26 protein-coding genes are annotated in these 25950 nt (G+C 31.3%); 15 read left to right on the top strand and 11 right to left on the bottom strand.

Going from position 1 to position 25950, the window contains the following annotated elements; translation table 11 throughout:
* Nucleotides 1-20: 20 nt before the first annotated feature.
* From tsaE to M890_RS0102850, 5 genes are all read left to right on the top strand, one after another.
* On the top strand, nt 21-434 hold the full coding sequence (tsaE, locus tag M890_RS0102875; RefSeq protein WP_028282079.1) for a tRNA (adenosine(37)-N6)-threonylcarbamoyltransferase complex ATPase subunit type 1 TsaE: 414 nt from the start codon (nt 21-23) through the stop codon (nt 432-434).
* A 169-nt stretch (nt 435-603) separates the two neighbouring features.
* Nucleotides 604-747, top strand: a complete 144-nt coding sequence (locus M890_RS16820; RefSeq protein WP_186439182.1) for a hypothetical protein — start codon at nt 604-606, stop codon at nt 745-747.
* Nucleotides 689-1234 (top strand): hypothetical protein, encoded by a 546-nt coding sequence (locus M890_RS0102865; RefSeq protein WP_028282078.1) that lies wholly within the window; start codon nt 689-691, stop codon nt 1232-1234. The genes M890_RS16820 and M890_RS0102865 overlap by 59 nt, the downstream gene beginning before the upstream one ends.
* 238 nt (nt 1235-1472) lie before the next feature.
* Nucleotides 1473-2672 (top strand): alanine dehydrogenase, encoded by a 1200-nt coding sequence (locus M890_RS0102855; protein ID WP_028282077.1) that lies wholly within the window; start codon nt 1473-1475, stop codon nt 2670-2672.
* Nucleotides 2673-2694: 22 nt separating this feature from the next.
* Nucleotides 2695-3078, top strand: a complete 384-nt coding sequence (locus M890_RS0102850) for a DUF4258 domain-containing protein (protein WP_028282076.1) — start codon at nt 2695-2697, stop codon at nt 3076-3078.
* On the opposite strand, the gene M890_RS0102845 is transcribed toward M890_RS0102850, so the two are convergent.
* The gene (locus M890_RS0102845) at nt 3075-4289 is read right to left on the bottom strand and encodes a proline dehydrogenase family protein (RefSeq protein ID WP_232219120.1); all 1215 of its coding nucleotides are present in this window, start codon (nt 4287-4289) and stop codon (nt 3075-3077) included. The two genes, M890_RS0102850 and M890_RS0102845, sit on opposite strands and share 4 nt — an antisense overlap.
* A gap of 56 nt (nt 4290-4345) precedes the next feature.
* Here M890_RS0102845 and aroB point away from each other — a divergent pair, with 56 nt between their 5' ends.
* A complete protein-coding gene (gene aroB / locus M890_RS0102840; RefSeq protein WP_028282074.1) occupies nt 4346-5410 on the top strand; it encodes a 3-dehydroquinate synthase in 1065 nt (354 codons plus the stop codon).
* An 86-nt stretch (nt 5411-5496) separates the two neighbouring features.
* Entirely contained in the window at nt 5497-5811 is a 315-nt protein-coding gene (locus M890_RS0102835; protein WP_028282073.1) for a hypothetical protein, read from the top strand.
* A gap of 2 nt (nt 5812-5813) precedes the next feature.
* On the opposite strand, the gene M890_RS0102830 is transcribed toward M890_RS0102835, so the two are convergent.
* The 3 genes from M890_RS0102830 to M890_RS0102820 all read right to left on the bottom strand — a co-directional run bounded on the left by M890_RS0102830 (nt 5814) and on the right by M890_RS0102820 (nt 8107).
* Complete coding sequence (locus M890_RS0102830; RefSeq protein WP_028282072.1) at nt 5814-6329, bottom strand: DinB family protein; 516 nt, start codon at nt 6327-6329, stop codon at nt 5814-5816.
* Between the two features lie 82 nt (nt 6330-6411).
* A complete protein-coding gene (locus tag M890_RS0102825; protein WP_028282071.1) occupies nt 6412-6891 on the bottom strand; it encodes an Lrp/AsnC family transcriptional regulator in 480 nt (159 codons plus the stop codon).
* Nucleotides 6892-6964: 73 nt separating this feature from the next.
* On the bottom strand, nt 6965-8107 hold the full coding sequence (locus M890_RS0102820; RefSeq protein ID WP_028282070.1) for a M14 family zinc carboxypeptidase: 1143 nt from the start codon (nt 8105-8107) through the stop codon (nt 6965-6967).
* Between the two features lie 307 nt (nt 8108-8414).
* Here M890_RS0102820 and M890_RS0102815 point away from each other — a divergent pair, with 307 nt between their 5' ends.
* From M890_RS0102815 to M890_RS0102805, 3 genes are all read left to right on the top strand, one after another.
* Nucleotides 8415-8852, top strand: coding sequence for a helix-turn-helix domain-containing protein (locus M890_RS0102815; protein ID WP_028282069.1), 438 nt, complete (start codon nt 8415-8417; stop codon nt 8850-8852).
* A gap of 256 nt (nt 8853-9108) precedes the next feature.
* A complete protein-coding gene (locus tag M890_RS0102810; protein ID WP_028282068.1) occupies nt 9109-9483 on the top strand; it encodes a hypothetical protein in 375 nt (124 codons plus the stop codon).
* Nucleotides 9484-9486: 3 nt separating this feature from the next.
* Nucleotides 9487-10272, top strand: a complete 786-nt coding sequence (locus tag M890_RS0102805) for a TerC family protein (RefSeq protein ID WP_028282067.1) — start codon at nt 9487-9489, stop codon at nt 10270-10272.
* A gap of 60 nt (nt 10273-10332) precedes the next feature.
* Here M890_RS0102805 and M890_RS0102800 read toward each other — a convergent pair whose 3' ends face one another.
* The 6 genes from M890_RS0102800 to ychF form a co-directional block, all read right to left on the bottom strand.
* A complete protein-coding gene (locus tag M890_RS0102800) occupies nt 10333-11373 on the bottom strand; it encodes an NHL repeat-containing protein (RefSeq protein ID WP_028282066.1) in 1041 nt (346 codons plus the stop codon).
* A gap of 169 nt (nt 11374-11542) precedes the next feature.
* Nucleotides 11543-11899: a hypothetical protein gene (locus M890_RS0102795; protein ID WP_028282065.1), complete on the bottom strand. Its 357-nt coding sequence runs from the start codon at nt 11897-11899 to the stop codon at nt 11543-11545.
* Between the two features lie 43 nt (nt 11900-11942).
* On the bottom strand, nt 11943-14615 hold the full coding sequence (locus M890_RS0102790; protein WP_028282064.1) for a DNA gyrase/topoisomerase IV subunit A: 2673 nt from the start codon (nt 14613-14615) through the stop codon (nt 11943-11945).
* Nucleotides 14616-16475 (bottom strand): DNA topoisomerase IV subunit B, encoded by a 1860-nt coding sequence (locus tag M890_RS0102785; RefSeq protein WP_028282063.1) that lies wholly within the window; start codon nt 16473-16475, stop codon nt 14616-14618. It abuts the gene before it with no gap.
* 103 nt (nt 16476-16578) lie between these two features.
* Nucleotides 16579-17046, bottom strand: coding sequence for an SRPBCC family protein (locus M890_RS0102780; RefSeq protein ID WP_028282062.1), 468 nt, complete (start codon nt 17044-17046; stop codon nt 16579-16581).
* Between the two features lie 81 nt (nt 17047-17127).
* The gene (ychF, locus tag M890_RS0102775; protein ID WP_028282061.1) at nt 17128-18222 is read right to left on the bottom strand and encodes a redox-regulated ATPase YchF; all 1095 of its coding nucleotides are present in this window, start codon (nt 18220-18222) and stop codon (nt 17128-17130) included.
* A 228-nt stretch (nt 18223-18450) separates the two neighbouring features.
* Between ychF and M890_RS0102770 the strand changes: the two genes are divergently transcribed.
* Nucleotides 18451-21276 (top strand): TonB-dependent receptor, encoded by a 2826-nt coding sequence (locus tag M890_RS0102770; RefSeq protein WP_028282060.1) that lies wholly within the window; start codon nt 18451-18453, stop codon nt 21274-21276.
* A gap of 108 nt (nt 21277-21384) precedes the next feature.
* Complete coding sequence (locus M890_RS0102765) at nt 21385-22128, top strand: methyltransferase domain-containing protein (protein WP_028282059.1); 744 nt, start codon at nt 21385-21387, stop codon at nt 22126-22128.
* Between the two features lie 73 nt (nt 22129-22201).
* On the opposite strand, the gene M890_RS0102760 is transcribed toward M890_RS0102765, so the two are convergent.
* Nucleotides 22202-22555, bottom strand: coding sequence for a 4Fe-4S dicluster domain-containing protein (locus tag M890_RS0102760; protein ID WP_028282058.1), 354 nt, complete (start codon nt 22553-22555; stop codon nt 22202-22204).
* A gap of 78 nt (nt 22556-22633) precedes the next feature.
* On the opposite strand from M890_RS0102760, the gene M890_RS0102755 reads away from it, so the two are divergent.
* The 3 genes from M890_RS0102755 to M890_RS0102745 all read left to right on the top strand — a co-directional run bounded on the left by M890_RS0102755 (nt 22634) and on the right by M890_RS0102745 (nt 25833).
* Nucleotides 22634-23695 carry an acyl-CoA reductase gene (locus tag M890_RS0102755; RefSeq protein WP_028282057.1) on the top strand — a complete coding sequence of 354 codons (1062 nt, stop codon included), beginning with the start codon at nt 22634-22636 and terminating at the stop codon, nt 23693-23695.
* 107 nt (nt 23696-23802) lie between these two features.
* Nucleotides 23803-24864 carry a 3-phosphoserine/phosphohydroxythreonine transaminase gene (gene serC / locus M890_RS0102750; RefSeq protein ID WP_028282056.1) on the top strand — a complete coding sequence of 354 codons (1062 nt, stop codon included), beginning with the start codon at nt 23803-23805 and terminating at the stop codon, nt 24862-24864.
* A 12-nt stretch (nt 24865-24876) separates the two neighbouring features.
* Nucleotides 24877-25833: a D-2-hydroxyacid dehydrogenase gene (locus M890_RS0102745; protein ID WP_028282055.1), complete on the top strand. Its 957-nt coding sequence runs from the start codon at nt 24877-24879 to the stop codon at nt 25831-25833.
* The last annotated feature ends 117 nt before the right edge of the window (nt 25834-25950 follow it).

Here is a 25950-nt window from a genome sequence, read left to right as displayed (position 1 = left end):
GCACAAAAAAAAAGATTAAAGTGACTATACAATATAATATAGAACAAGTAGAAACAGTAGCAAAACAAGTTTTAGAAGCAGCAACCTCTAAAATCATACTGTTTGAAGGTGACATGGGTGTTGGCAAAACAACATTAATAAAAACACTTGTAGGCTTATTAGGTAGTGAGGACCTAGTTAGCAGTCCGACCTTTTCATTAGTTAACGAGTATAAAGGCATAAATGACAATATCTTTCATTTTGACCTGTACCGTGTCGATGACGAAGAAGAATTATACAATTTTGGTATAGAAACTTATATATATTCTAATGATTATGTATTTGTAGAATGGCCAAATCTTTTAAAACCCTTATTACAAGACCAGTTTACGACGATTAATATTAAATTGTCAGAAAATTCTACTCGAGAGCTTACGCTGACCAATAATGATTAAAAAATTCTCTTTTTTCTTTCAATAAATAGTGTATTTTTGACCAAGTGTGGTTTAAACCACAACAAGAAATTAAAAAAAGCTTGTTTTTAACATAATTTTAACATTTAGTCAATTTTCGATTAGAGATTTTATATACTTTAGAGGTATAATTAATTAAATCCCTAACAAAATGAAAACTAAAAAGTACGTAATAGCATTAGCTATTTTTGGTGGTGTATTATTCACTGCACAAGCAACAAATCTTATTGATTTAAATGGACAACAAACAACAGAAATCGACGGAAGAAAAATCAAAATCCCACCAGCAGGTTAATAGAAAAATAATAATTTCAGGTTCGATTATAGCAACATTTATTGCTTTAACTCCTTATCTGTTTTACATTTATGAAAGTGTTCCAGACCAACAGGTTTGGGACACTTTTTTTTACAAATTTAATAGTGTAGTTTACGAAAATGTTCAAATTGTTGTTTGGACAATAACAGGTAAGTTAATTCCATTACTACTGCTATTTATTTGGTTCTTTACCTGTCGACACTGGTGGTATCATGCATTATTAGTACCAATTATGATGTATAGTTATCAATTAATACATTTTGCATTAAATAACACATATTATTTCGATGAATTTAATTTAATCCATATGTTACCATTTATGGCAATAATTATCCCATCAATCTATTTAGTTAGAGCAAGAATATTTAATAGACTAAATACCGTTGACAAAACCATACAAGATCTAGAGGACGAATTAACATTTAAACCAAAAACGTTTTGGGGAAAAGTTAAACAATACTTTTAATATTACCCATACAACAACCCCTTACTACCCTACTTTATATATGTTTAAGACCTATTATATTATTAACAGTTTTATTCAGAATCTAGTTAACACTACAAAAGCTGATAAAACCTTGGAAGAACAAGAAGAAGAGCTTTTTAAAAAGCCTAAAACTTTATGGGAAAAAATAAGACTTTATTTTTAATGCTTTAATTACAATAATTTGTAATTTGTTTCAGTTTTAAAAACCACATTAATAATGTCTAAACCACTGTCTCCATTTTCAAAAGCAGAATTATTACCTCAAGAGGAAACTTTAGAGATTTTTAAACACAAAAGCAGTTTATTTATAGGTATTCCTAAAGAAACCGCTTTTCAAGAAAAACGTGTTTGCCTTACTCCTGACGCTGTATCAGCAATTGTTAGTAATGGTCATCGTGTTTTAATTGAGTCTGAAGCTGGTAATGGCTCTAATTTTAGCGATAAAGATTATAGCGAAGCTGGAGCTGAAGTCACAAAAGATACTGCAAAAGTGTATTCTTGCCCAATGATTTTAAAAGTAGAACCACCTACTTTAGAGGAATTAGAATTAATTAATCCTCAAACCACCTTAATTTCGGCTTTACAAATTAAGACACAAACAAAAAAATATTTTGAAAAACTAGCTGCAAAACGAATCACTGCTTTAGCTTTTGAGTTTATTCGTGATGCTGATGGTGCTTATCCTGCAGTTAGAGCATTAAGCGAAATTGCAGGAACTGCTTCGGTATTAATAGCAGCCGAGTTACTAAGTAATTCTAGTAATGGTAACGGATTAATGTTTGGAAATATTAGTGGTGTTCCGCCTGTTGAAGTAGTTATACTTGGTGCAGGAACTGTTGGCGAGTTTGCTGCCAGAAGCGCAGTTGGACTTGGTGCTAATGTTAAGGTTTTTGACAATTCTATCACCAAATTACGTTGTTTACAAGCCAATCTTGGACGCACACTGTACACATCCACAATTCAGCCTAAATATTTAAGCAAAGCCCTAAAACGCTGTGACGTAGTCATTGGAGCTGTAAGAGGAAAAGACAGAGCACCAATTATTGTGTCTGAAACCATGGTAGAAAGCATGAAAAAAGGCGCTGTAATAATAGATGTTAGCATTGACATGGGTGGCTGTTTTGAAACTAGCGAAATTACAACACATAATAATCCAACTTATATAAAAAATGGCGTAATACACTACTGTGTACCAAACATTCCAGCACGCTACTCTAGAACCGCTTCGGCATCTATTAGTAATATTTTTACGCCTTATTTACTAGAAATTGCAGATAATGGTGGTTTAGAACATGCTATTAGATTTGATAAAGGTCTTAAAAATGGATTGTATTTTTATCACGGAATTTTAACAAGTCGTGCAGTTGGAGAATGGTTTGACCTAAATCATAGTGATATAAACCTATTAATATTCTAAATTTGCATTTTAAAATATTAGAATGAAAATATTACACAGAATTGGTTACTATTTAGGAGGATTCTCTATTGGCTTAGTCTTATTAGCATTTTTTTTAAACGGAAGAGGTGTTTCTTGTGAGTATAATTATGGTCCAGAAGGAAGAGTCCTAAAAAATATACGCACAAAAACATTAGACTTTTCACCAGAAAGCCAAGCACTTATAGACACTAAAGTCATTGACACTTCTGCAATAAGTTACATACTAAAAAAAGGAGATGTAGATTTTTCTAAAAGTGAACCTAGAAAAGAGCCTTGTGGTATGTATTTTATTTCAGGCGAATCTAAAGACAATAAGAATTATGAGTTTTATATTGAAAACTGCGATAGCATTGCAACTATGCAAACTATTAAAGTCATAAACTAACTATGCTTTCTTCTTTTTCGTTCTTTTTTCAATAAAGTCAACTCTCGTCCTGTTTGTCCTGCAACAGATGTGTTTTCTTCTGCACGTCTAATTAAGTATGGCATAACGTCCTTAACTGGTCCAAAAGGCAAGTATTTTGCGACATTATAACCATGTGCTGCTAAATTAAAACTAATATGATCACTCATACCAAATAATTGACCAAACCAAACACGATTATCGTCTTTACCAATACCTAATTCATCCATTAGCTTTAAGGCTAAAAAAGAACTTTCTTCGTTGTGAGTACCAATAAATATTGAGATTGTACTTAAGTTATTTAAAATATATAACAAACAATCATTAAAGTTTTTATCTGTTGTTATTTTGTCTTTACAAATCGGTGATTCATAACCTTTATCATTTGCGCGCTCACGTTCTTTTTCCATGTAAGCACCTCTAACAATCTTATAACCTAGTAAATAACCTCCTGACTTAGCACGCTCATGCGATGCTTTTAAAAACGCTAATCGGTCATGTCTATAGGTTTGCAATGTATTATATACTATAGGCTTATCTGTGTTATAAACCTTCATCATATCTTCTGCTAAATCATCTGCAGCATCCTGCATCCAGCTTTCTTCACCATCAATTAACACTTCAACATCTCTTTCTTTAGCCAATTTGCATATAGCATGATATCTTGCTACTACTCTATCCCATTCTTGCTGCTCTGCTTCGGTAAATGCTTTACCTTCTCCTTTTTTCTGAAACAAAAAGAAACGTCCTAATCCTGTTGGTTTGAATACTACAATAGGCATCGCTTCTTTCTCATCGCTAAACTCAACAAGTTTCATTATTTTTTCTTTGGCAGAATCAAATTGGTTTTCAATAGCTTTTCCTTCAACAGAATAATCTAAAACCGAACAAACACCTGCAGTATACATTTTGTCTATTACTGGCAAACAGTCTTCTTCATTAACGCCACCACAAAAATGATCAAACACAGTTGCTCTAATCAAACCTTCTACTGGCAAATGTGCTTTTAAAGCAAAGTTTGTAGCTGCTGTACCAATTCTAACCAATGGTTGATTAGATATCATTTTAAACAAAAAATATGCACGTTCTAACTCAGAATCGCTTTTAAGTTTAAATGCAATTTCAGTGTTTTCAAAAAGAGTGTTGTCCAACATAATATAATTTAATTTTGACTGCACAAATATACTACTCATTAGCCTTATTTTTTAAAAAAACTATTAATTTTACCCTTTAACGTTTTTACGCATTTATGACTCCTATTAAAACCCAAGATTACAGCATACAATTTAACCAAAATAGCTACTCAGCATTAAATACTTATATCTCTGAAAATACGTTTTCAAATATTTTTATTTTAGTGGATAGCAATACGTCAAGCCTTTGTTTACCTAAGTTGTTATCAGAATTAACAACAGACTTAGCTATTGAAATAATTGAAATTGAAGCTGGAGAGCAACATAAAAATATAGAAACTTGTTTAGGGGTTTGGCAAACATTATCTGAATTAAGCGCAGATCGAAAATCTTTAATGATTAATTTAGGAGGAGGCGTTGTCACGGATTTAGGTGGTTTTGTTGCGTGTACCTATCAAAGAGGTATACAATTTGTAAATATTCCGACGACACTTTTATCTATGGTTGATGCCTCAATTGGAGGTAAAAATGGTGTAGACTTAGACCATATAAAAAACCAAATAGGTATTATTAAAACGCCAAATATGGTGCTAATAGATACTAGCTATCTTGATACACTATCTAGCAGAGAAATGCGTTCTGGTTTAGCTGAAATGCTTAAACATGGATTGATACATAACGAACTATACTACAATAATTTAACAGCTTTATCTAAACTAACAATTGAAGACTTAGATCAGCTTATTTACGATTCAGTTTTAATAAAAAAAGCTATTGTAGAACAAGATCCAACTGAACAAAATCTTAGAAAATCTTTAAATTTTGGTCACACTTTAGGACATGCAATTGAGTCATTTTATTTAAACCACGAGACTAAAGCTTTACTGCATGGCGAAGCCATAGCAATTGGTATGATTTTAGAAGTTTACCTATCTGCTAAGCTACTTAATTTTCCATTGGACAAAGCAACAAGGATTAAAGAAAGCCTTATTAAAGTATATGGTAAAGTAGATATTCCAACAGAGGATCACTTGGCTATTATTGACTTAATGAAATTTGATAAGAAAAATGAAAAAGGCAATATTAATTTTGTTTTATTAGAAGCTATTGGGCAACCAAAAATTAATTGCATAGTTGATAACGAGCTGATAATCAATTCTTTTAAATTTTACAACGAATAATACTTTTGCATTAAAATAATTTGTAATTTTAGTTAATTGCTATGTTACAGAACTATTCTAACCAGTTTAATTTAAAATATATTGGTATGCGAAAAGTTATTGTAGATTATAAAAAATTAACACCTGAAGTATTAAATTTACTTACACAAAAGTTTCCGGATGGTTATGGAGACAAGGACATTATTACCTTTGACAATCATAACAACGAAACTATTGAAGCTGTTGAAGTACAGACAAATGACACCACGTATTTAGTAAAAGTTAGTTGTAAATTACACTACACGATGACTAATTTTGATGCTAATATCGAATTAGAAACAAATAGCAAAGGTCATGTTGTTGTAGATTTTGATGAAAAACAACTTGATAGCGATTTGATTTTATTTGATGAAGAGGAGTAAAACTATAAATAACGCTCTTTAATAATACGTATATGGTGTTTTTCATGACCAACTATTAAAAAGCCCAAAGCCCTTACAGACACTTGTCCTGTTCCAGCCAAACCTTTACTAAGTAATGTTTCGTCATCAAAACTTTTAAATAAGCTAATTGTTGCACCTCTAACACTTTGATATTCCTCAAGTAAATCTTTTATAGACCTATTATCCGCTTTAGAATATTCAACATAATCATTTTCATCAAAACCTGATAAAACGGTTTTATCTTGTCTAGCAAATCGTAATGATCTATAGCAAAATATACGTTCAGTATCAATTAAATGACAAATAATCTCTTTAATAGTCCACTTCCCTTCTGCATACCTATAACTTAATTTATTAGCATCAATTGACAGATAAAAATCAATAGCTTCGTTATAACTAGATTGTAATCCTGGTAATAATTCAAGTCCTTTAGCATTATCAATATAACCTTTAAAATAAGGAATATATTCAGTATCATTTAAATCAGATATGGTCATAGGTTTAAAATTTGATATAAATAAACAAAAAAACGCTTCAATATTGAAGCGTTTTTTATTTTAATATATGTTAATTAACGAGTTATAGTTCGTTAAAAATACTATGCATTAAACGTTTTTTATCATTGATGCTTTCTTCTAAAGAAATCATAGTTTCCGTTCTGTAAACACCTTCTATATCATCTAACATAAAGATTACATCCTTTGCATGCTCCGTATTACGAGCTCTAATCTTACAGAAAATATTAAATTTACCTGTAGTTACATGCGCTACAGTAACAAAAGGAATCTCATTAATACGCTCTAAAACAAAAGAGGTTTTAGAAGTGTTTTGAAGAAACACACCAACGTATGCTATAAATGAATATCCTAATTTACGGTAATCTAATGTTAAAGACGATCCTTTAATTATTCCTGCATCTTCCATTTTTTTCACTCTAACGTGAACTGTACCAGCAGAAATTAATAATTTTTTAGCTATATCTGTAAAAGGAACTCTTGTGTTTTCAATTAACATATCAAGAATCTGATGATCAATTTCGTCTAGTTTAAACTTTGCCATTTTATGTTTTTATTAAATAATAGACAAAATTAAAACATTTTCAATGAATTTTATACATTAAAATTGGAAATTTTTAAAGATTTAATGATAATTTCACATTATTTACAATCACGAAATCGTTTTCGTAATCCATAGATATCAATGTATTATCATTATTTAATACCACATTATTATTAGCATCCATCTCTTTATGACCATAAAATTGAGATAAATCCGAAATCGTAACAACCTTGGGTCTAAATTTAACCTTATTATCTATTAATTGTTCTAGATAATTTATGCCTATATCCTGTACTTGGTCATTATATTTAGCGTTACGAATAATGATATCATAAAAACGCTTACCATTTTCAGGTATTTTAAAGTAATCCTCCATTTTATAACCTAAATCATTGTCATTAGCAATGTAATTAAGAGCCTGTAAAAGTGCTTTATAAACAAAACCTCTTACCACTTCCCGATTATAATCGTCTTTATAATGTCCAGCCTCAAACAAAATTGTAGGCGCATTTAAACTTTGAAACGTATCTCCAACACAATTAATATTAAATCCATCGTCATATCGACCTATTTGATTGGCTAAATCCGTTTGCAACCCAGTATTTATAGCACTAATAACATTCATTGCTTTTAGTCTTGTACTTGTAACACTTCTTAATTCATCTTGAGAAGGCGATAAAAAAGACAAAGTAGCAGGTTTATTAGTATCTCCAACACTAAACAACGTACGTTGACCATGAAGATTTAAACAGTAATCAGGATTAAAGTTATTAAAACAAGCACTTAAAACCTTGCTTTCTGGTTGGGATAAGTCTTGTGCATCTCTGTTTAAATCAATGTTATTAGCATTTAGTCTTGTATAGGCAGCAGAACCATCTGGATTTAACATTGGTATAATTTTAAGAGTACACGCTTTTAATATAGATTGCATTTCCACACTACTAAAACTGTTTATCATATCAAAAACCGCTTTAGTAGTTGTAGACTCGTTTCCGTGCATCTGTGACCACATAAGCACTTTAATTGGTCCTGTACCAATTGTTAAAGACAAAATATCTTCACCTAAAACAGACTGCCCAATCACTTCAACATTATAAGATGTTGGCAAATTATCTAAAAGTGGTTTAATCATATTTAGATTAATATAACGTCCACTTAAAGCAGGAGCTTTGTAAGTTTTATATAATGTATTTAACAATTGATTATCCATAGTCATTTTATTAGTTTACAAATGTAACCAAATAGTTTTTTACAATTGTAACCAATAGAATTTACATTTGTAATTTACTTATGTAAACAATTTTTAAGGTTTATGCTTCAAAACTTACAGTGTTAATACTCAGTACTTTTAAATTCTTACAAAAATACTTTAAAATACTTATTTTCAGTATATTATAATACATTGTTTAAAGTATTACTATAATAAATATCAGACTTTATTCACACAGTTTACATATTAAAAACAGTTAAATTTACATTTGTAACATCAAGTATTCAGATTAAATGTTTACATTTGTATCGTTATGATAAACAATGTAGATTTTTCAAAAAGACTTCAAAAAGTCATGGATTATTACGGTGAAAATGCGTCCTCTTTCGCCGAAAAAATTGGTGTGCAACGCTCTAGCATATCACATATATTATCAGGTCGAAACAAGCCAAGTTTAGAATTTGTATTGAAAGTGCTATCCTCTTTTGAGGAAGTAGAATTGTATTGGTTGATGAATGGAAAAGGTGAATTTCCAAAAAGTGAAACTAAAAATAGACAAACACCAATTACCCCAATTTCTAAAAATGAAGGACAAGATTTATTTTCTAATACAAAAAACGAAAATCCAGTAGAAACTAAAAATTCTGATTTACTACAAAATTTAAATCAAAAATCTTCTAACGGAAAAATTATTGAACGCATCGTGATTTTTTATTCTGATGGAAGTTTTTCAAATTTTGAAAATTCTTAATTAGATCTCCTCTATTTTATTTTTCATTTTCTTTTGAATAAAATTTCTGTTTTGCGAATTTTAAAAAAATGAACCCAAACGTCATTAATTCTTAAAAATTTAAATTTGTTCACCTTTTCAACTTTTTGTCACCATTTACAAATTTTGCGAATTTGAAGTTAGGTACATAAAATTTTCAAATACGCGATTTATAGAAAGGTTGAATTTTTTAAGTTTTAAACAAACATTTCATTAATTTTGTTATAAACCTTATGCGATGAAATTAAAACTAATATACCTTATCATTTTAACTAGCTTTTTTAGCTGCTACAAAGTCGAACGAAACTGCAAAGACTTTAAAACAGGTCAATTTTATAGTGAAGTTACAATTGGAGATGTTATTTATAAATCTACATTTACTAGAACAGATAGTTTACAAATAGAAACATATGAAGGTAAAGTTGATAGCACATTAGTTAGATGGGTAAATGATTGTGAAGTCATTTACAAAACTATAAATCCTAAAAATATGGCTGAACGTAAAGATGTACATCTTAAAGTTTTAGTCACTACAGATACTTCTTATACTTTTGAATATTCTTATGTTGGAGAGACCAATAAACAAAAAGGTATAGCTTATATTAAAAAATAAAACATGTTAGATTTTCTACTTTCTAGTGATGCTATTTTTGCATTATTAACTTTAACTTTCTTAGAAATAATATTAGGGATTGATAATATTGTTTTTATTTCTATTGCTGCAAATAAACTTCCAGAAGACCAACGAAACAAAGTAACAAATATTGGACTACTACTAGCAATGGTACAACGTATAATCTTGTTGTTTTTTGTATCCTTTTTAGTGGGATTATCAGAACCCTTTTATAAAGTAGACTTTAGCTGGATGCATCTTGAATTAAGTTGGCAAGCTCTAATTTTATTTTTTGGAGGATTATTTTTAATTTATAAATCCACCTCGGAAATTAGAGAGAAAGTAGAAACACCATCACATGATGAAGACGAAGTTAAAAGCAAACCTATTAAATCCTTGCAACAAGCCATTGTTCAGATTTTAATTATAGATTTTATTTTTTCAATTGATAGTATTTTAACAGCAGTTGGTATGACCAATGGATTATCTACTAACCACAATCATAATTTAATATTAATGATTATTGCTGTAGTAATATCCATTATTATAATGATTGCTTTTGCTAATAAAATTAGACGTTTTATAGACGCCAACCCAAGTATTCAAATTTTAGGATTATCCTTTTTAATTTTAATAGGGTTTATGCTAATTACCGAAGCTGGTCACTTATCTCATACTACATTTTTTGGTAAAACTGTAGGAGCTATACCTAAAGGATATTTATATTTTGCTATAGCCTTCTCGTTATTTATAGAGTTTTTAAATCAAAAAATTTCGAAAAAGAAATAAAATAAAGCAATAAAAAAAGACCATCAAATGATGGTCTTTTTTTTATTAAATAAGCTTTATCTATTTAGATAAATATACTGCTGATGCAGCTGCTAAACTATTATTAATAAAAGGAGCAATGTTTCCTCCAGCTTCAAAATTATTGAACGCTAAAATTCTTCCACCTCCATTACCTGCTTCTGCAATGTAAACAGTTTGTGTTGATGCATCATAAGCAACATCTACAGGATTACCTAATAATGTTGAAGCACCTGATACTCTAACTTGTTGTGACACTTCTAAAGTTCCACCATTAGCTACAGCATTAAACTTTGATGTAAAATTTTCGATGTAATGAAAACCTCCATCATCTTGGCCATTTGCAGCATCTGCAATATCTGTTAATATCATAACATCAGAACTAGCATCAAAAGTTAAACCATGTGTTCTAACAATTCCTTCTACAGCAATTCGTTTAGTAGCTGCCAAAGTCATATCTGTTGTGTTAGATAAAAAGTCCGAAAACACTGCTAACTCATTTGTAGCATCCACTACAGCATAAAGATTATTATTATCAAACGTTATTCCCCATAATTTAAACGACGTTGTAATAGTATTACGCAATGTAATTGTGTTACCATCTTTTGTGTAAACGTATAATCTTCCGTCTGGAGTTAATGGATCTCCATCCACATCTGCATTATCTGCAACCACAATAAAATTGCCATTAACAGCAACTTCTCTTGGACTTTGCATATCATTGGTTCCATCCACATCTACTGTTAACGTAGCGCCAGAAACCAAGCTACTTGTATTATTATAACCTTCTAATCCCAAATCTGTTCTAGAAGCTTGTAATAAAAAATCGTTTGTTGCATCATAATATACTCCGTCTGCAGCAATACTAGTTGTAATTAATGTTTTAGACGTTACAGCAGATTGATCTGTAACATCATAAATTGTAATATTACCATCTGCATTATTAGAAGTATATAACTTTACTGAAGTAGGTTCACCATCGTTAATAACTATTGCATCGTTATCATCATCACTACAAGATACTAGTGCTGCCGAAACGAAAAGGGATAACATTGTGTTTTTTGCTAAATTTGATGTTTTCATAATTTTAAAATATTTATTGGTTTATAAGTATGTACGTAAACACTTTAAAAGCAGTTTTTAATATTTTAAATTTTATGATATTGTTAACGTTATTGGCTATGGTAACAAGCCTGATTTAAAGATCTTGTTTGGCAAATATTCGGTCATATGCAATATGTTTGCTTAGTTTTTATTCCTTCAGATAATCTTTTAATTCCTCCTTTAATTTATGATAAGATTTTAATTTTTGGGATAATATATCTTTTTCTGAGAAAGCTTTACTTATTGAAATTGGAGTATCAAAATTGTTAGATATTATTTCTATAGAAATCTTATCACCTTCCTGTAATTTATTACTAAACCAATTAGCGTGTTGTTGAGTGTCCGAGTTTAATCCGCTAATTGAGATGTTTAATTCTTCTGAATTATCCTTTTCGCGTCTTACAGAATCTAGAATACAGGTATCTATAGTGTTTTCATTTTCAAATCCAGCTCGACATATTTTTTTTCCATTTATGAGAACTTGAAATCCAAATTTATTTTTCATTTAATTTTTAGGTTTTGAGCGCGTTCCGCAATGAATGGCAACACTAAAACAAAGTCACCTGACCCTTATCATCTAACCCATAATCCTGACTATCATCATCTTTGTTAGATTTTTCATCTGTTTTAGCTTCTGATTTTTCAGAAATATTCTCCTCCTCCTTCACTTCTATTTCTTGTGCTGGAGTTTCTTCTGGAGCTTCATAAGGAATAGACTCTAATAAATTAATAGCATTTACTTTGTCTTTAGTTAGTTGGTTTCCTAAAGCAGAAATCCCTTTAATTGCTATAAATTCTTCCAAATTCACTTCTTCGTTATCCTTTCTATCTTTACCTCTTTCTTTAGCAAAAACAATTTCGGCAACTGGTTTCCAGTCTGTAGATACAATTTCTAATTGCGAATTAGGATGATCTGTAATAAAGGACTCCTCTTTATTTTCATTTTCAATTAAAAAACGTTTAACATAATAGCGTTCCTTTTCGCCATCATAATAAATAGCAGAAATAGGTTTTTTAGGTAACCATTTTTCCATGACAATCATATCGTCATCAAAATGAAGTGTTACTTCTGGAGTTACTGTTTTGGCAACACCTTTTTGATTTATAATAAGCAGTTTATCTTCTCCTCTAAACTCGCCAACTAACTCACCTCTACCATCAACATTTAAACGCTGTACAGTGTCGTCAAACCAAATTTTTCTTGGTTTTAAAGTCGAAATTCCTTTTTCTTTTAACTCTACAGATTTAATAGCATGTTTAGTCACCACGTTACCCTTAGACGCACGACCTTTAATTAAAATATCTGCAAAATCTAAATCCCATTTTAGTTTTTTAATACTACCAACCTGTCGTAAACTAATTGAAACGACCTCAGCTTCTCCATTTGGATTAGCAGAAAAATACCAGGTTTTAGAGCCTTTGTTTCCGTTGGTTAAATCATATTCTTTATCTCGTGTAATAGACGTTACAGCAAAACGCTTAACGTATGCTGGACCTTTTGTGCCATCACGATAAATTAAATTATAAATGGTACGCTTGTCTTTCTTTTTAAAGACTGCTACGTGTATAATATTTTTACCTATAAAGGTTTTACTATCCACTTTAGTAACCATCATTTTACCATCTGCAGTAAAAGCAATGATATCGTCAATATCACTACAATCGCAAACATACTCGTCGCGTTTTAGTGATGTACCAATAAAACCTTCTTCTCTGTTTACATACAATTTGGTGTTTCTGATTACTACTTTAGTAGCATCCACATCTTCAAAAGCACGTAGTTCTGTTTTACGCTCACGACCTTCACCATACTCTTTTTTAAGTCTTGTAAAATAGGCTATAGCATAGTCTATTAAGTTTGCTAAATGATGTTTAACCTCAGCTATTTGCGCTTCTAACGCGTCAATTTTTTGTTGTGCTTTATCAATATCAAATTTAGAAATACGCTTAATTCTAATTTCTGTTAAACGCGTAATATCATCCACTGTAATAGCACGTTTAAGATGTTGTATATGTGGTTTTAAACCTTTATCAATAGCCTCTATAACACCATCCCAAGTTTCCTCTTCTTCAATGTCACGATAAATTCTATTTTCAATAAAAATACGTTCAAGACTCGCAAAGTGCCATTGCTCTTCAAACTCACCTAGTCTAATTTCTAACTCTTGTCTTAGTAAATCTACAGTGTTATCTGTACTACGACGCAACATTTCTGTCACACCAACAAAAAGCGGTTTGTTATCTTCAATAACGCAACCTAAAGGTGAAATAGAGCTTTCGCAAGCTGTAAATGCATATAAGGCATCAATGGTTTTATCTGGAGATAAACCAGAAGGTAAGTGAATTAAAATCTCTACAGTTGCAGCTGTATTATCTTCTATTTTTTTGATTTTAATCTTCCCTTTGTCGTTTGCTTTTAATATTGAATCGATTAATGAAGAAGTTGTTGTACCAAAAGGCAACTCATTAATAACCAATGTGTTTTTATCTAATTGGCTAATTTTAGCGCGACAACGTACTTTTCCGCCACGCAATCCATCATTATAATCACTACAATCTGCAATACCTCCTGTAGGAAAATCTGGAAACAATGTAAAGCGTTTACCTTGCAAGTGTTTAACCGAAGCGTCAATTAACTCAATAAAATTATGAGGCAATATTTTTGTAGATAATCCTACAGCAATACCTTCTCCTCCTTGCGCTAGCAATAAAGGAAACATTACAGGTAAATTTACAGGCTCTTTACGACGACCATCATAGGACGCTTGCCATTCTGTTATCTTAGGATTAAAGACAACGTCTAATCCAAATTTAGAAATTCGGGCTTCAATATAACGTGCTGCTGCTGCACGATCTCCTGTTAGGATGTTTCCCCAGTTTCCTTGGGTATCTATTAATAAGTCTTTTTGACCAATTTGGACCATAGCATCTGCAATACTTGCATCTCCATGTGGATGATACTGCATGGTATGTCCAACAATATTGGCTACTTTGTTATAACGACCATCATCCAAATCCTTCATGGAATGCATGATACGTCGTTGTACAGGTTTAAAACCGTCTTCAATAGCTGGAACTGCACGTTCCAGAATTACATATGAGGCATAATCTAAAAACCATTCTTTATACATACCAGTAATCCTGGTAATGGTTTCTTTTGGTTCTTGATTATCTAAGTTTTCTAAATTGTCGTTAGCTAGGTCGTCGTTTTCTTCTATCATCTATTTATCCTCCTCAATTAAATCAAGTTCAACTTTAAGATTATCAATAATAAACTCTTGTCTGGTTGGTGTGTTTTTACCCATGTAAAATGATAATAACTCTTCAATAGACATGTTATCATCTAGCATTACTGGATCCAATCTAATGTCTTCACCTATGAAGTGAACAAACTCATCTGGACTAATTTCACCTAAACCTTTAAATCGAGTAATTTCTGGTTTTGGTTTTAGCTTCTCAATAGCGTCTTTACGCTCCTCTTCTGAGTAACAATAAATGGTTTCTTTTTTATTACGAACCCTAAATAAAGGGGTTTGCAGTATATACAAGTGTCCTTCTTTAATGACTTCTGGAAAAAACTGTAAAAAGAAAGTTATTAATAACAGTCTAATGTGCATACCATCGACATCGGCATCTGTTGCAATAACGACGTTGTTGTATCTTAAATCTTCTAGTGACTCTTCGATATTTAAAGCAGCTTGCAGTAGATTAAATTCTTCATTTTCATAAACAATCTTCTTTGTTAATCCGTAACAATTTAATGGTTTACCCTTTAAACTAAATACTGCTTGTGTATTAACGTCTCTAGATTTTGTGATACTACCTGATGCAGAATCTCCCTCTGTAATAAATAAGGTGCTTTCTAGGTTTCGTTCGTTTTTAATATCGCCAAAATGCACACGACAATCACGAAGTTTTTTATTATGTAAACTTGCCTTTTTAGCTCTGTCTTTTGCTAATTTTCTAATACCTGACAGCTCTTTACGTTCACGTTCTGCTTGTAAAATTTTACGCTGTAGCTTATCTGCTGTTTCCGGGTTTTTGTGTAAATAGTTATCTAAATGTGTTTTTAAAAAATCGGTAACATAGGTTCTAACAGTTGGTAACTCTCCTCCCATGTCTGTTGACCCTAATTTAGTTTTTGTTTGACTCTCAAAAACAGGTTCCATAACCTTTATAGCGACTGCACTAACTACAGATTTACGTATATCTGATGCATCATATTGTTTTCCGAAAAAGTCGCGAATTGTCTTTACAATTCCTTCTCTAAAGGCATTTAAGTGTGTTCCTCCTTGTGTTGTGTTTTGACCGTTTACAAAACTGTTATATTCTTCGCTGTATTGGGTTTTACTATGTGTTAATGCTACTTCAATATCATCACCACGTAAATGAATGATTGGATATAATAAGTCTGATTCTGCTATTTTTTCTGCTAATAAATCTTTTAATCCATTTTCAGAATAAAATTTTTCTCCATTAAAAACTATGGTCAGACCTGGATTTAGGTAGACATAGTTTTTAAGCATTTTAACTACATATTCACTTCTGTATTTGTAGTTTTTAAATATAATATCATCAGGCACAAAGGATACCTTGGTACCTTTACGTCTTGTTGTTTCTTCTAAAAATTCTTGATTAACTAAATTACCTTGTTCAAAATCTGCTGAAGCACTTTTACCATCTCTAGACGATTCTACTCTAAAATAAGAAGATAAAGCATTAACAGCTTTGGTACCAACACCATTTAATCCGACAGATTTTTTAAAGGCTTTAGAGTCGTACTTTCCTCCTGTGTTCATTTTAGACACAACATCTACAACTTTTCCTAAAGGAATACCACGTCCATAATCACGAACAATAACTTTACTACCTTGTATCGAAATTTCTATGGTTTTACCTGCTCCCATGACATACTCATCAATAGAGTTGTCTAACACTTCTTTAAGCAGAATATATATACCATCATCTGGAGACGATCCATCACCAAGTTTTCCAATATACATTCCAGGACGCATACGAATATGCTCTTTCCAGTCTAATGATCGTATATTATCTTCGGTATATTTAGTTTGTTCTGACATAAAATTTAGATGCAATTTGGAGATACGTTGCTAATATAATATAACCCTTTAAAAAATGAAACACTGCATAGATAAAGTAATTAACAATGTATAACTATTACTGTTAAGAATATTGATTTTGTAAGTTTTCTGCTTTTATTTTTAAATATTGATTTCTAGTTTTAAGTAAGTTTTTCATGTATTTAGTTAAAAATAAAACATTAACTATTTTACCTATAATACCAAAAGGTGATTCAAAATAAAACTTATCAATCATGATGATATCTTTTTCTTTAGAATTAAAAATATGCTCATGCTTAAAACTTTTAAAGGCTCCTGAAACCATTTCATCCACAAAATAGTTTGGAGCGTCCAGCTGAGTAATTTTAGATGTTAAATGCTGACGAATTCCAAAATGAGTAGCTTCCCATGTTACTGATTCTCCTAAACCTAGTAGACCAGACGTTTTGCCTGCAATATCTTTTTCATTTGAATGTTTTAATGCATCCTTATGAAAATCTATATCTCTAGACAAATCAAAACAAGTGAGTGTATCCGTATGTATTATTGTTTCAAGAACAATTAAAGGCATATAATTTACTTTATTGTAAAAATACAAAACGCCATAATGAAAACTATCATTATGGCGTTTAAAATACTTTATTTTAAGTGTTTATACGTTGAACAAGAAATGCATAACATCTCCATCCTTAACAGTATAGCCTTTACCTTCTACTCTCATTTTACCAGCTTCTTTAACTTTAGCTTCGCTTCCGTAGGTAATATAATCCTCGTATCCAATTACCTCTGCACGAATAAAACCTTTTTCAAAATCTGTATGTATTACTCCTGCAGCTTGTGGAGCTGTTGCACCAACATTTATTGTCCAAGCTCTTACCTCTTTAACACCAGCTGTAAAATACGTTTGTTGATTTAATAATTTATAAGCAGACCTGATAAGTTTTGCAGATCCTGGTTCATCTAATCCAATATCTGATAAAAACATTTGACGCTCTTCATAATCATCCAACTCATTAATATCTGCTTCTGTACCTACAGCTAACACTAATACTTCAGCATTTTCATCTTTAACAGCTTCTTTTACTAAGTCTACATATGCATTTCCAGATACAGCACTATCCTCATCAACATTACAAACGTACAATACAGGTTTTCCAGTAATTAATTGAGCAGGATTAACATACTCTTCTAATTCATCTTCTGAAAACTCTAAAGCTCTAACAGATTTACCTGCTTCTAAACCAGCTTTTAACTTTAATAATACAGCTTCTTCTTTTTGAGCCTCTTTGTTACCTGTTTTAGCAGCACGTTTTACCTTTTCTAATTTTTTGTCAACAGTTTCAAGGTCTTTTAATTGTAATTCCATATCGATAGTTTCCTTATCTCTAATTGGATTAACATTACCATCAACATGTACAATATTGTCATTATCAAAACAACGTAATACGTGTAAAATAGCATCGGTTTCTCTAATGTTTCCTAAAAACTGATTTCCTAGACCTTCTCCTTTACTTGCTCCTTTTACTAATCCTGCAATATCTACAATTTCTACAGTTGCTGGCATTACGCGTTCAGGATTAACCAAGCTTTCTAACTTTTCTAATCTTGGGTCTGGTACATTTACTACACCTATATTAGGCTCTATAGTACAAAACGGAAAGTTAGCACTTTGCGCTTTTGCATTTGATAAACAATTAAATAATGTTGATTTACCAACGTTAGGCAATCCTACAATTCCTGCTTTCATGTAAAGAATTTTTATTTCAAATTAAGGCTACAAATATAGCACTATCTTATCAACTAAATCACTGTTGTTTTATTTTTAATTCACTTAACAAAACCCTAGTATTACGTTAGCTTTTTAACAATAGTGTTGATGAATTCTTACAAATTTTATTAAGTTTTTAACTAAACAACATCGTTTTGTTAAAATTTTAACATAATTTAGCAATTAATCAACTTAAAATATTTAAATATGAAAAAACTTAAATTATTGTTTTTACTACTTCTTTCTGTAGCATTTGCAAGTGCCCAAACTAATGTAACAGGTACTGTTACAGGTGACGATGGTTTTGGTATTCCTACAGTTAATGTTGTAGAAAAAGGAACTTCCAATGGAACAACAACAGACTTTGATGGTAACTACTCATTAAACGTGTCAAGCAATGCTACTTTAGTATTTAGCTATGTTGGTTACGAAACTAAAGAAATAGCAGTAAACGGTAAATCTACAGTTAATGTTACTTTAGCAAGTGGAGAAGCTTTGGACGAAGTAGTGCTTGTAGGATCAAGAACAGCCCCTAGAAGTAACGTAGATAGCGCATTACCTATTGACGTGGTTGGCGTTAAAGAGTTAAATTCTACCGGACAACCTACTTTTGATAAAGCATTACAATACAGAATACCATCCTTTAACACAGTGCAAACACCTGTTAACGATGCGACTTCTTTATTAGATCCTTATGAAATTAGAAACATGGGTCCAAGTAGAACCTTAATCTTAATTAACGGTAAACGTAAAAACTTAAGTGCCCTACTTTACACCCAAACTTCACCTGGTCGTGGAGAAACTGGTGCAGACATCTCTGCAATCCCTACAGACGCTATTAAAAGTGTTGAAATCCTTCGTGATGGCGCATCTGCTCAATATGGATCTGATGCAATTGCAGGTGTAATGAATATTATACTTAAGGATGACGTTAATAATGGTTCTGCAACTTTAAGAAGTGGAATCACTAGCGAAGGCGATGGTGAAATGATCGGAATAGCTGTAAACAATGGATCAACTATTGGAGATGACAAAGGGTTTATTAATTATACTATTGATTTTTCTAAAACTAATTTAGCCAATAGACCAGGAACAGTAGATGCTGCTGGTGAAATTGCAGATTTTACAGGTGGAAGTCCTGCTGAAATTGCGCTTGTAAATGAATTTTTAGGACGTAGACCAGATGCAGGAAATATTAATGGATCTCCTGAAACAGCTGCATCAAAATTTTTAATTAACAGCGGATTAGATATTTCAGAGAATGCAGAATTGTATTTTAACGCAGCTTACGTTTACAAAAAAGTAAATAGCTTTGCTAATTACAGAACACCATATTGGAGAAGAGCACAAGGTTTAGACCCTAGTGAGGTTGATGGCGTTGACTACTACTCATATTTAGGCGATTTTTTCCCTGGAAACAACCCATTAACACCAGGAGGTTATGATGGTTATGTACCAACTTTTGAAGGTTTACTTAACGACTATAATGGGACAATTGGAATAAAGACTAAAATTAATGATTGGAATGTTGATTTAAGTTATACAACTGGTGGAAACACCCAAACCTATAAAGTAAATCAGTCACATAACAGAAATGCTGTTTTTGCACCAAGCTTTAACGACGCAAATGGTAATGGTCAACCTGATCCAGGCGAAGAATTTGAACCTGTCGAATTATATAGAGCAAATAGCCCACAATCTTTTGATCCAGGAGGAACTAGATTTTCTCATAATGTTGGTAATATTGATATTAATAGATTATTATCTGATAAAGTTAGTATAGGTTTTGGTGCAGAATTTAGAAACGAAGTATTTGAAGTTATTGAAGGGGGTTTAGCATCTTATGATGGTGGTGGAGCCGATTCTTTTGCTGGAAATAGCCCAGAAAACTCAGGTAAATTTAATAGATATAACATTGGTGCCTACTTCTCGATGGATTACGATGTTAGTGATGCTTTTTTATTAAGTGGTACTGTTAGAACGGAAAATTATTCTGATTTTGGAAACACTTTTGTTTACAAATTTAGTACACGTTACAAAATAACAGATCAAATATCCACAAGAGCCTCTATATCTTCTGGTTTTAGAGCGCCTACATTACACCAAATTTATACCCAAAAAGCACAATATAGCTTTATTCCAGGTCAAGGAATTCAAGTTGGAGGTTTAATTAATAATGTATCGACTCAAGCTAAATTACTAGACATTCCTGAGTTAGACGCAGAAACTTCTAACAACTTTACAATTGGTCTTGGTGGTAAATTTGATAACGGAATTAGCTTTACTTTAGACTATTATAATATAGCTGTAAAAGATAGAATAGTTTTAGGTTCTGAAATTGGAGCAAGTGGAGATCCTACCAATCCATTAGATATACTTCTAACAAACAATAATTTAAGCGATGTTAGTTTTTTCTCAAATGCTATAGATACTAGAACATCTGGTATTGATGTTGTATTAAGTAAAAGAAATATAAAATTAGGTGAAGGAGATTTAGACTTAAACCTATCAGGAAACTATACTATCCAAAACGAAAGAGATGGAGCTGTTAAAGACATTCCATTAGTTGCTAACTCAGGTCAATCAGTTGTAAATCCAACACAAGAAGCATTATTTTTTACTTCTAGACCACAAACTAAATGGATTTTAGGTGCAAATTATGAAATTAACAAATGGGGATTATCTCTAAACAACACATACTTTGGTAAAACAACTTTTAAACAACAAGGTATGAGTAATGATTTACGCACTGAGTTTACACCAAAAATAGTTACAGATCTTGGAATAAATTATAGCGCAACAGATAAGTTAACTATTGCTTTAAACGTAAACAACTTATTAAATGTGTTACCTGAATGGGAATTTAAAGCTGAAAATACTGCAGGAGATGCAATATTAGCAGACCCAGCAGCTACACAAAATCAATCTAATTTAATTACTTTTAACCAACGTTACTCTCAAATGACTTATGATGGTTATCATTTTAGTCAATTAGGGACAATGTTTAATTTATCTTTAAACTATAAGTTTTAATATTTAAAATAGTTTTAATAAAAAAATGCTGCTCTTTTCGAGCAGTATTTTTTTTATCTTTAAATTAATGCAATTCGTTTATAAAGCTAACTAAAACTTTAATTTATTATGCAAAGTTTATATTCAAATGGTTTTGAAAAAATATACGATAGTATGTATCAAACCTTTATTAACTATAAAGATGAGTATTTGTTTTACAGTACAATACTTAAAAAATATACTAAAAACAACGTTTTAGAAATAGGCTCTGGAACAGGTAACTTAGCTAAACATTTTATAGACAACAACTTTAATTATCAAGGATTAGACTATAGCCAAGATATGGTAAATTTATCATCCTTAAAATTACCTAAGGGTCATTTTATGCAAGGAGACATGAGGCATTTTAAACTAGAAAAGTCTGTAGATTGCACTATAATTACAGGACGCTCTACTAGTTATTTACTATCAAACAAAGATGTATCTAACGCTTTGCAAGCCACACATTTAAACTTAAATAACAATGGCATATTGTGTTTTGATTTTATAGATGCTAATCGGTTTTTTAAAATAATTAAAGGCGGTAAACACTTATATCATGCTGCGTCATTTAACAACAAACATTATAGTAGGGACAGTTATTTAAACACAAATACCTCAAACAATTTTATGTTTGATTGGCATTCAAAATACTTTCAAATTAAACAAAACAAAAAAATACTAATAGCAGAGGATAAATCAGAAGTAAGAGCATTTACCAAAAATGAGTGGGAACTTCTACTACACCTTAATAATTTTAAGGTTTTAGAGTTTATTGATAAGCCAGCATATATGTTTGATTGTTATGCTGTAGTTGCTCAAAAAATAGCATAAAAACAAAAAAAAAAACCTAAGACATTGCTTAGGTTTAATTTAGTTTATATCAGGTAAGTATCTCTAATAGATATTATCCATCAGGATGCATAAATTTTTGTTTTCCTAATAAAGTTTCTTCACTTTCCACATGGTTATCATCAGGTACACAACAATCCACTGGACAAACTGCTGCACATTGAGGCTCTTCATGAAAACCTACACACTCAGTACACTTATCAGGTACAATGTAATAAATTTCATCACTAATAGGCTCTTGTGCTTCGTCTGCATCAACTTCCTTCCCATCAGTTAATACTAACTTACCGTTTAAGCTTGTTCCATCCTTATATCTCCAATCATCAGCACCTTCATAAATAGCTGTATTAGGACATTCTGGTTCACAAGCTCCACAGTTAATACATTCGTCTGTTATAATAATTGCCATAGCGTATTTTTAATCTTTTTTGTTTACTTAACTTTGTAGCGCAAAAATAAAGCCAAAAAAGGTGTTATACAAATAATAATGAGTAACAAAGATCACATAACAGAAGCTTTTGTACAATTAGGTCGTTTTATTAGCCAATTTACTACAGAAAGCGCTGATAAAAAAGAAAACATACCACACAACGATTTATTTTTTGATGGTTTTAAACATCAAATTAAGCTAGCAAAAGAACATAATGGTTGGTTTACACAACAAAATATTCAATATGCTTTAAAAGGTTGGAGCGACCAGTTAACTGAAGATGCGCTTCAAAATTGGTTAAAAAGCTATGATTTAACCACTACTAAGCCTAAAACCGTTGCCATTATTATGGCTGGTAATATTCCGTTAGTAGGTTTTCATGACTTTTTATGTGTTGTACTTACAGGTCATTCTGTTTTGGTTAAACAATCGTCAAATGACAAACACCTACTACCCTATTTAGCAAAATATTTAGAACACTTAGCTCCTGATTTAAAAGGAAAAATACAATTTACAGAAGATAAGTTAAAAAACTTTGATGCTGTAATAGCAACGGGAAGCAATAATACTGCTCGCTATTTTGAGTTTTATTTTAAAGATAAACCTTCAATAATTAGAAAAAGCCGAAACTCTGCTGCCATACTAACAGGATCAGAAACTCCAGAACAGTTAGACGCATTATCAGATGATATTTTTAGATACTACGGTTTAGGTTGCAGAAATGTTTCTAAAATGTTTATACCTAGAGATTATAACTTTGATGCTTTTTTTAATGCTATGTATAAATGGAATCCTATTATTAACGAAGCTAAATACGCTAATAATTATGATTACAATAAAGCTGTTTATATAATGAGTGAATTTGACATGCTAGAAAATGGCTTTTTAATGATTAAAGAAGATCAAAGCTATGCTTCTCCAATAGCAACAGTGTTTTATGAGTATTATGATTCTACTGAAACTTTAAAACAAAAATTAGAAATTGATCAAGATTTAATTCAATGTATTGTAGCTAATAACTTTAGTGATTCTGAAATCCCGTTTGGAAAAACACAAAAACCAGAACTTTCAGATTACGCAGACAATGTTGACACTATTGCATTTTTATTAAAAATCTAACGGATAAATTATTAAATTCTTAACTTAATTTAAATCAATAATTAGCACCTTTGTTAATTGATAAAATAAGATAATTTCTGTTTTGACAGAAAACTAAATTTGTAACCATGCAAAAACATAATTTTAGCGCAGGACCATGCGTATTACCTAAAGAAGTATTACAAAAAGCATCACAAGCTTTATTAGATTTTGACAACGGATTATCTTTAATCGAAATCTCGCATAGAAGTAAGTCCTTTGTTGATGTAATGGAACAAGCTAGAGCATTAGCTTTAGAGTTATTAGGCCTAGAAGGTAAAGGTTATAAGGCTTTATTTTTACAAGGTGGAGCAAGCATGCAATTTTTAATGGTAGCTCAAAATTTATTAGAAAAAAAAGCAGCGTATTTAAACACAGGAACTTGGGCTGACAAAGCAATTAAAGAAGCTAAAATTTTTGATGATATTTTAGAAGTAGCTTCTTCTAAAAACGCCAACTATAATTATATCCCTAAAGGATATGATATCCCAGAGGATCATGATTATTTTCACTGTACTTCAAACAATACCATTTTTGGAACACAAATGAAAAGTTTTCCTAAATCACCAATCCCATTAGTATGTGATATGAGTAGTGATATATTTTCACGTTCATTAGACTTCTCTCAATTTGACTTAATATATGCAGGAGCTCAAAAAAACATGGGACCTGCTGGTACAACTTTAGTAGTTGTTAAAGAAGATATTTTAGGTAAAGTATCTCGTAAAATACCGTCAATGTTAGACTATAAAGTACACATAGACAAAAGCAGTATGTTTAACACACCACCTGTTTTTGCGGTTTACACATCAATGTTAACATTACAATGGTTAAAAGATTTAGGTGGTATTAAAGCTATTGAAAAAGAAAACGAGAAAAAAGCACGTTTGATGTATTCTGAAATAGATTTAAACCCATTATTTAAAGGGTTTGCAGCAAAAGAAGATAGATCAGACATGAATGCAACCTTTACTTTGGTTAACGAAGATTTAAAAGAAACCTTTGATACCATGTGGAAAGAAGCAGGTATTAGTGGATTAAATGGACACAGAAGTGTTGGAGGGTATAGAGCAAGTATGTACAATGCCTTATCATTAGATAGCGTAAAAGCACTTGTAGAAGTAATGAGCGAATTAGAAAGCAAAGCATAAAAATTATTGAAAATGAAAATATTAGCAAACGACGGAATTTCACAAAGCGGTATTGACGCTTTAGAAGCTGCAGGATTTGAAGTTAATACAACTACAGTTGCCCAAGAGCAGTTAATTAATTATATCAACGATAAAGACATTAGTGTATTACTTGTAAGAAGTGCAACAACAGCTAGAAAAGATTTAATTGATGCTTGTCCAAATCTTAAAATTATTGGACGTGGTGGTGTTGGTATGGACAATATAGACGTGGATTATGCTAAACAAAAAGGATTACACGTAATAAACACGCCTGCTGCATCTTCGCAATCTGTTGCAGAATTAGTTTTTGCTCACCTTTATGGAGGTGTAAGATTTTTACACGATGCAAACAGAAACATGCCTTTAGATGGTGACACACAATTTAAAAAATTGAAAAAAAACTATGCAAAAGGTGTTGAGTTAAGAGGTAAAACGCTTGGTGTTATTGGCTTTGGTCGTATTGGTCAAGAAGTTGCAAAAATAGGTTTAGGCGTAGGTATGAAGGTTATTGCAGCAGATAAATTTATAGAAGCTGCAGATGTTAATGTTGATTTTTTTGATGGGCAATCAGTAAAATTTAATATTAAGACACAACCAATGGAAGAGGTTTTAAAACAATCAGACTTTGTTACGCTTCACGTACCAGCACAAAAGGACTATGTAATAGGTAAACCAGAATTTGATTTAATGAAAGAAGGTTCTGCTATAATTAATGCTGCAAGAGGTGGTGTAGTTAATGAAGTAGAATTGGTAACTGCACTAGAAAGCGGAAAATTAGCATTTGCAGGTCTAGATACTTTCCAAAACGAACCTACTCCTGCTGTACAATTATTAATGAATGGTAGAATATCGTTAACACCGCACATTGGAGCTGCAACAAATGAAGCACAAGATAGAATCGGTACAGAGTTAGCAACTCAAATCAAAAACATACTTTTAAACGGATAAAACAAACACTTTATCGTTTTACTTTTGAAACCTAAAATTATAAAAAGCCACATTGTTAAAATGTGGCTTTTTTTTGTACTTTTCAACTATCAAATTGTATTAACTATTAATTTTTAT

The sequence above is a fragment of the Olleya marilimosa CAM030 genome (assembly GCF_000518485.1).
Taxonomy (GTDB): domain Bacteria; phylum Bacteroidota; class Bacteroidia; order Flavobacteriales; family Flavobacteriaceae; genus Olleya; species Olleya marilimosa.
The sequence above is the reverse complement of the archived record's forward strand: the minus strand, read 5'-3'. Positions and strand labels throughout refer to the sequence as shown.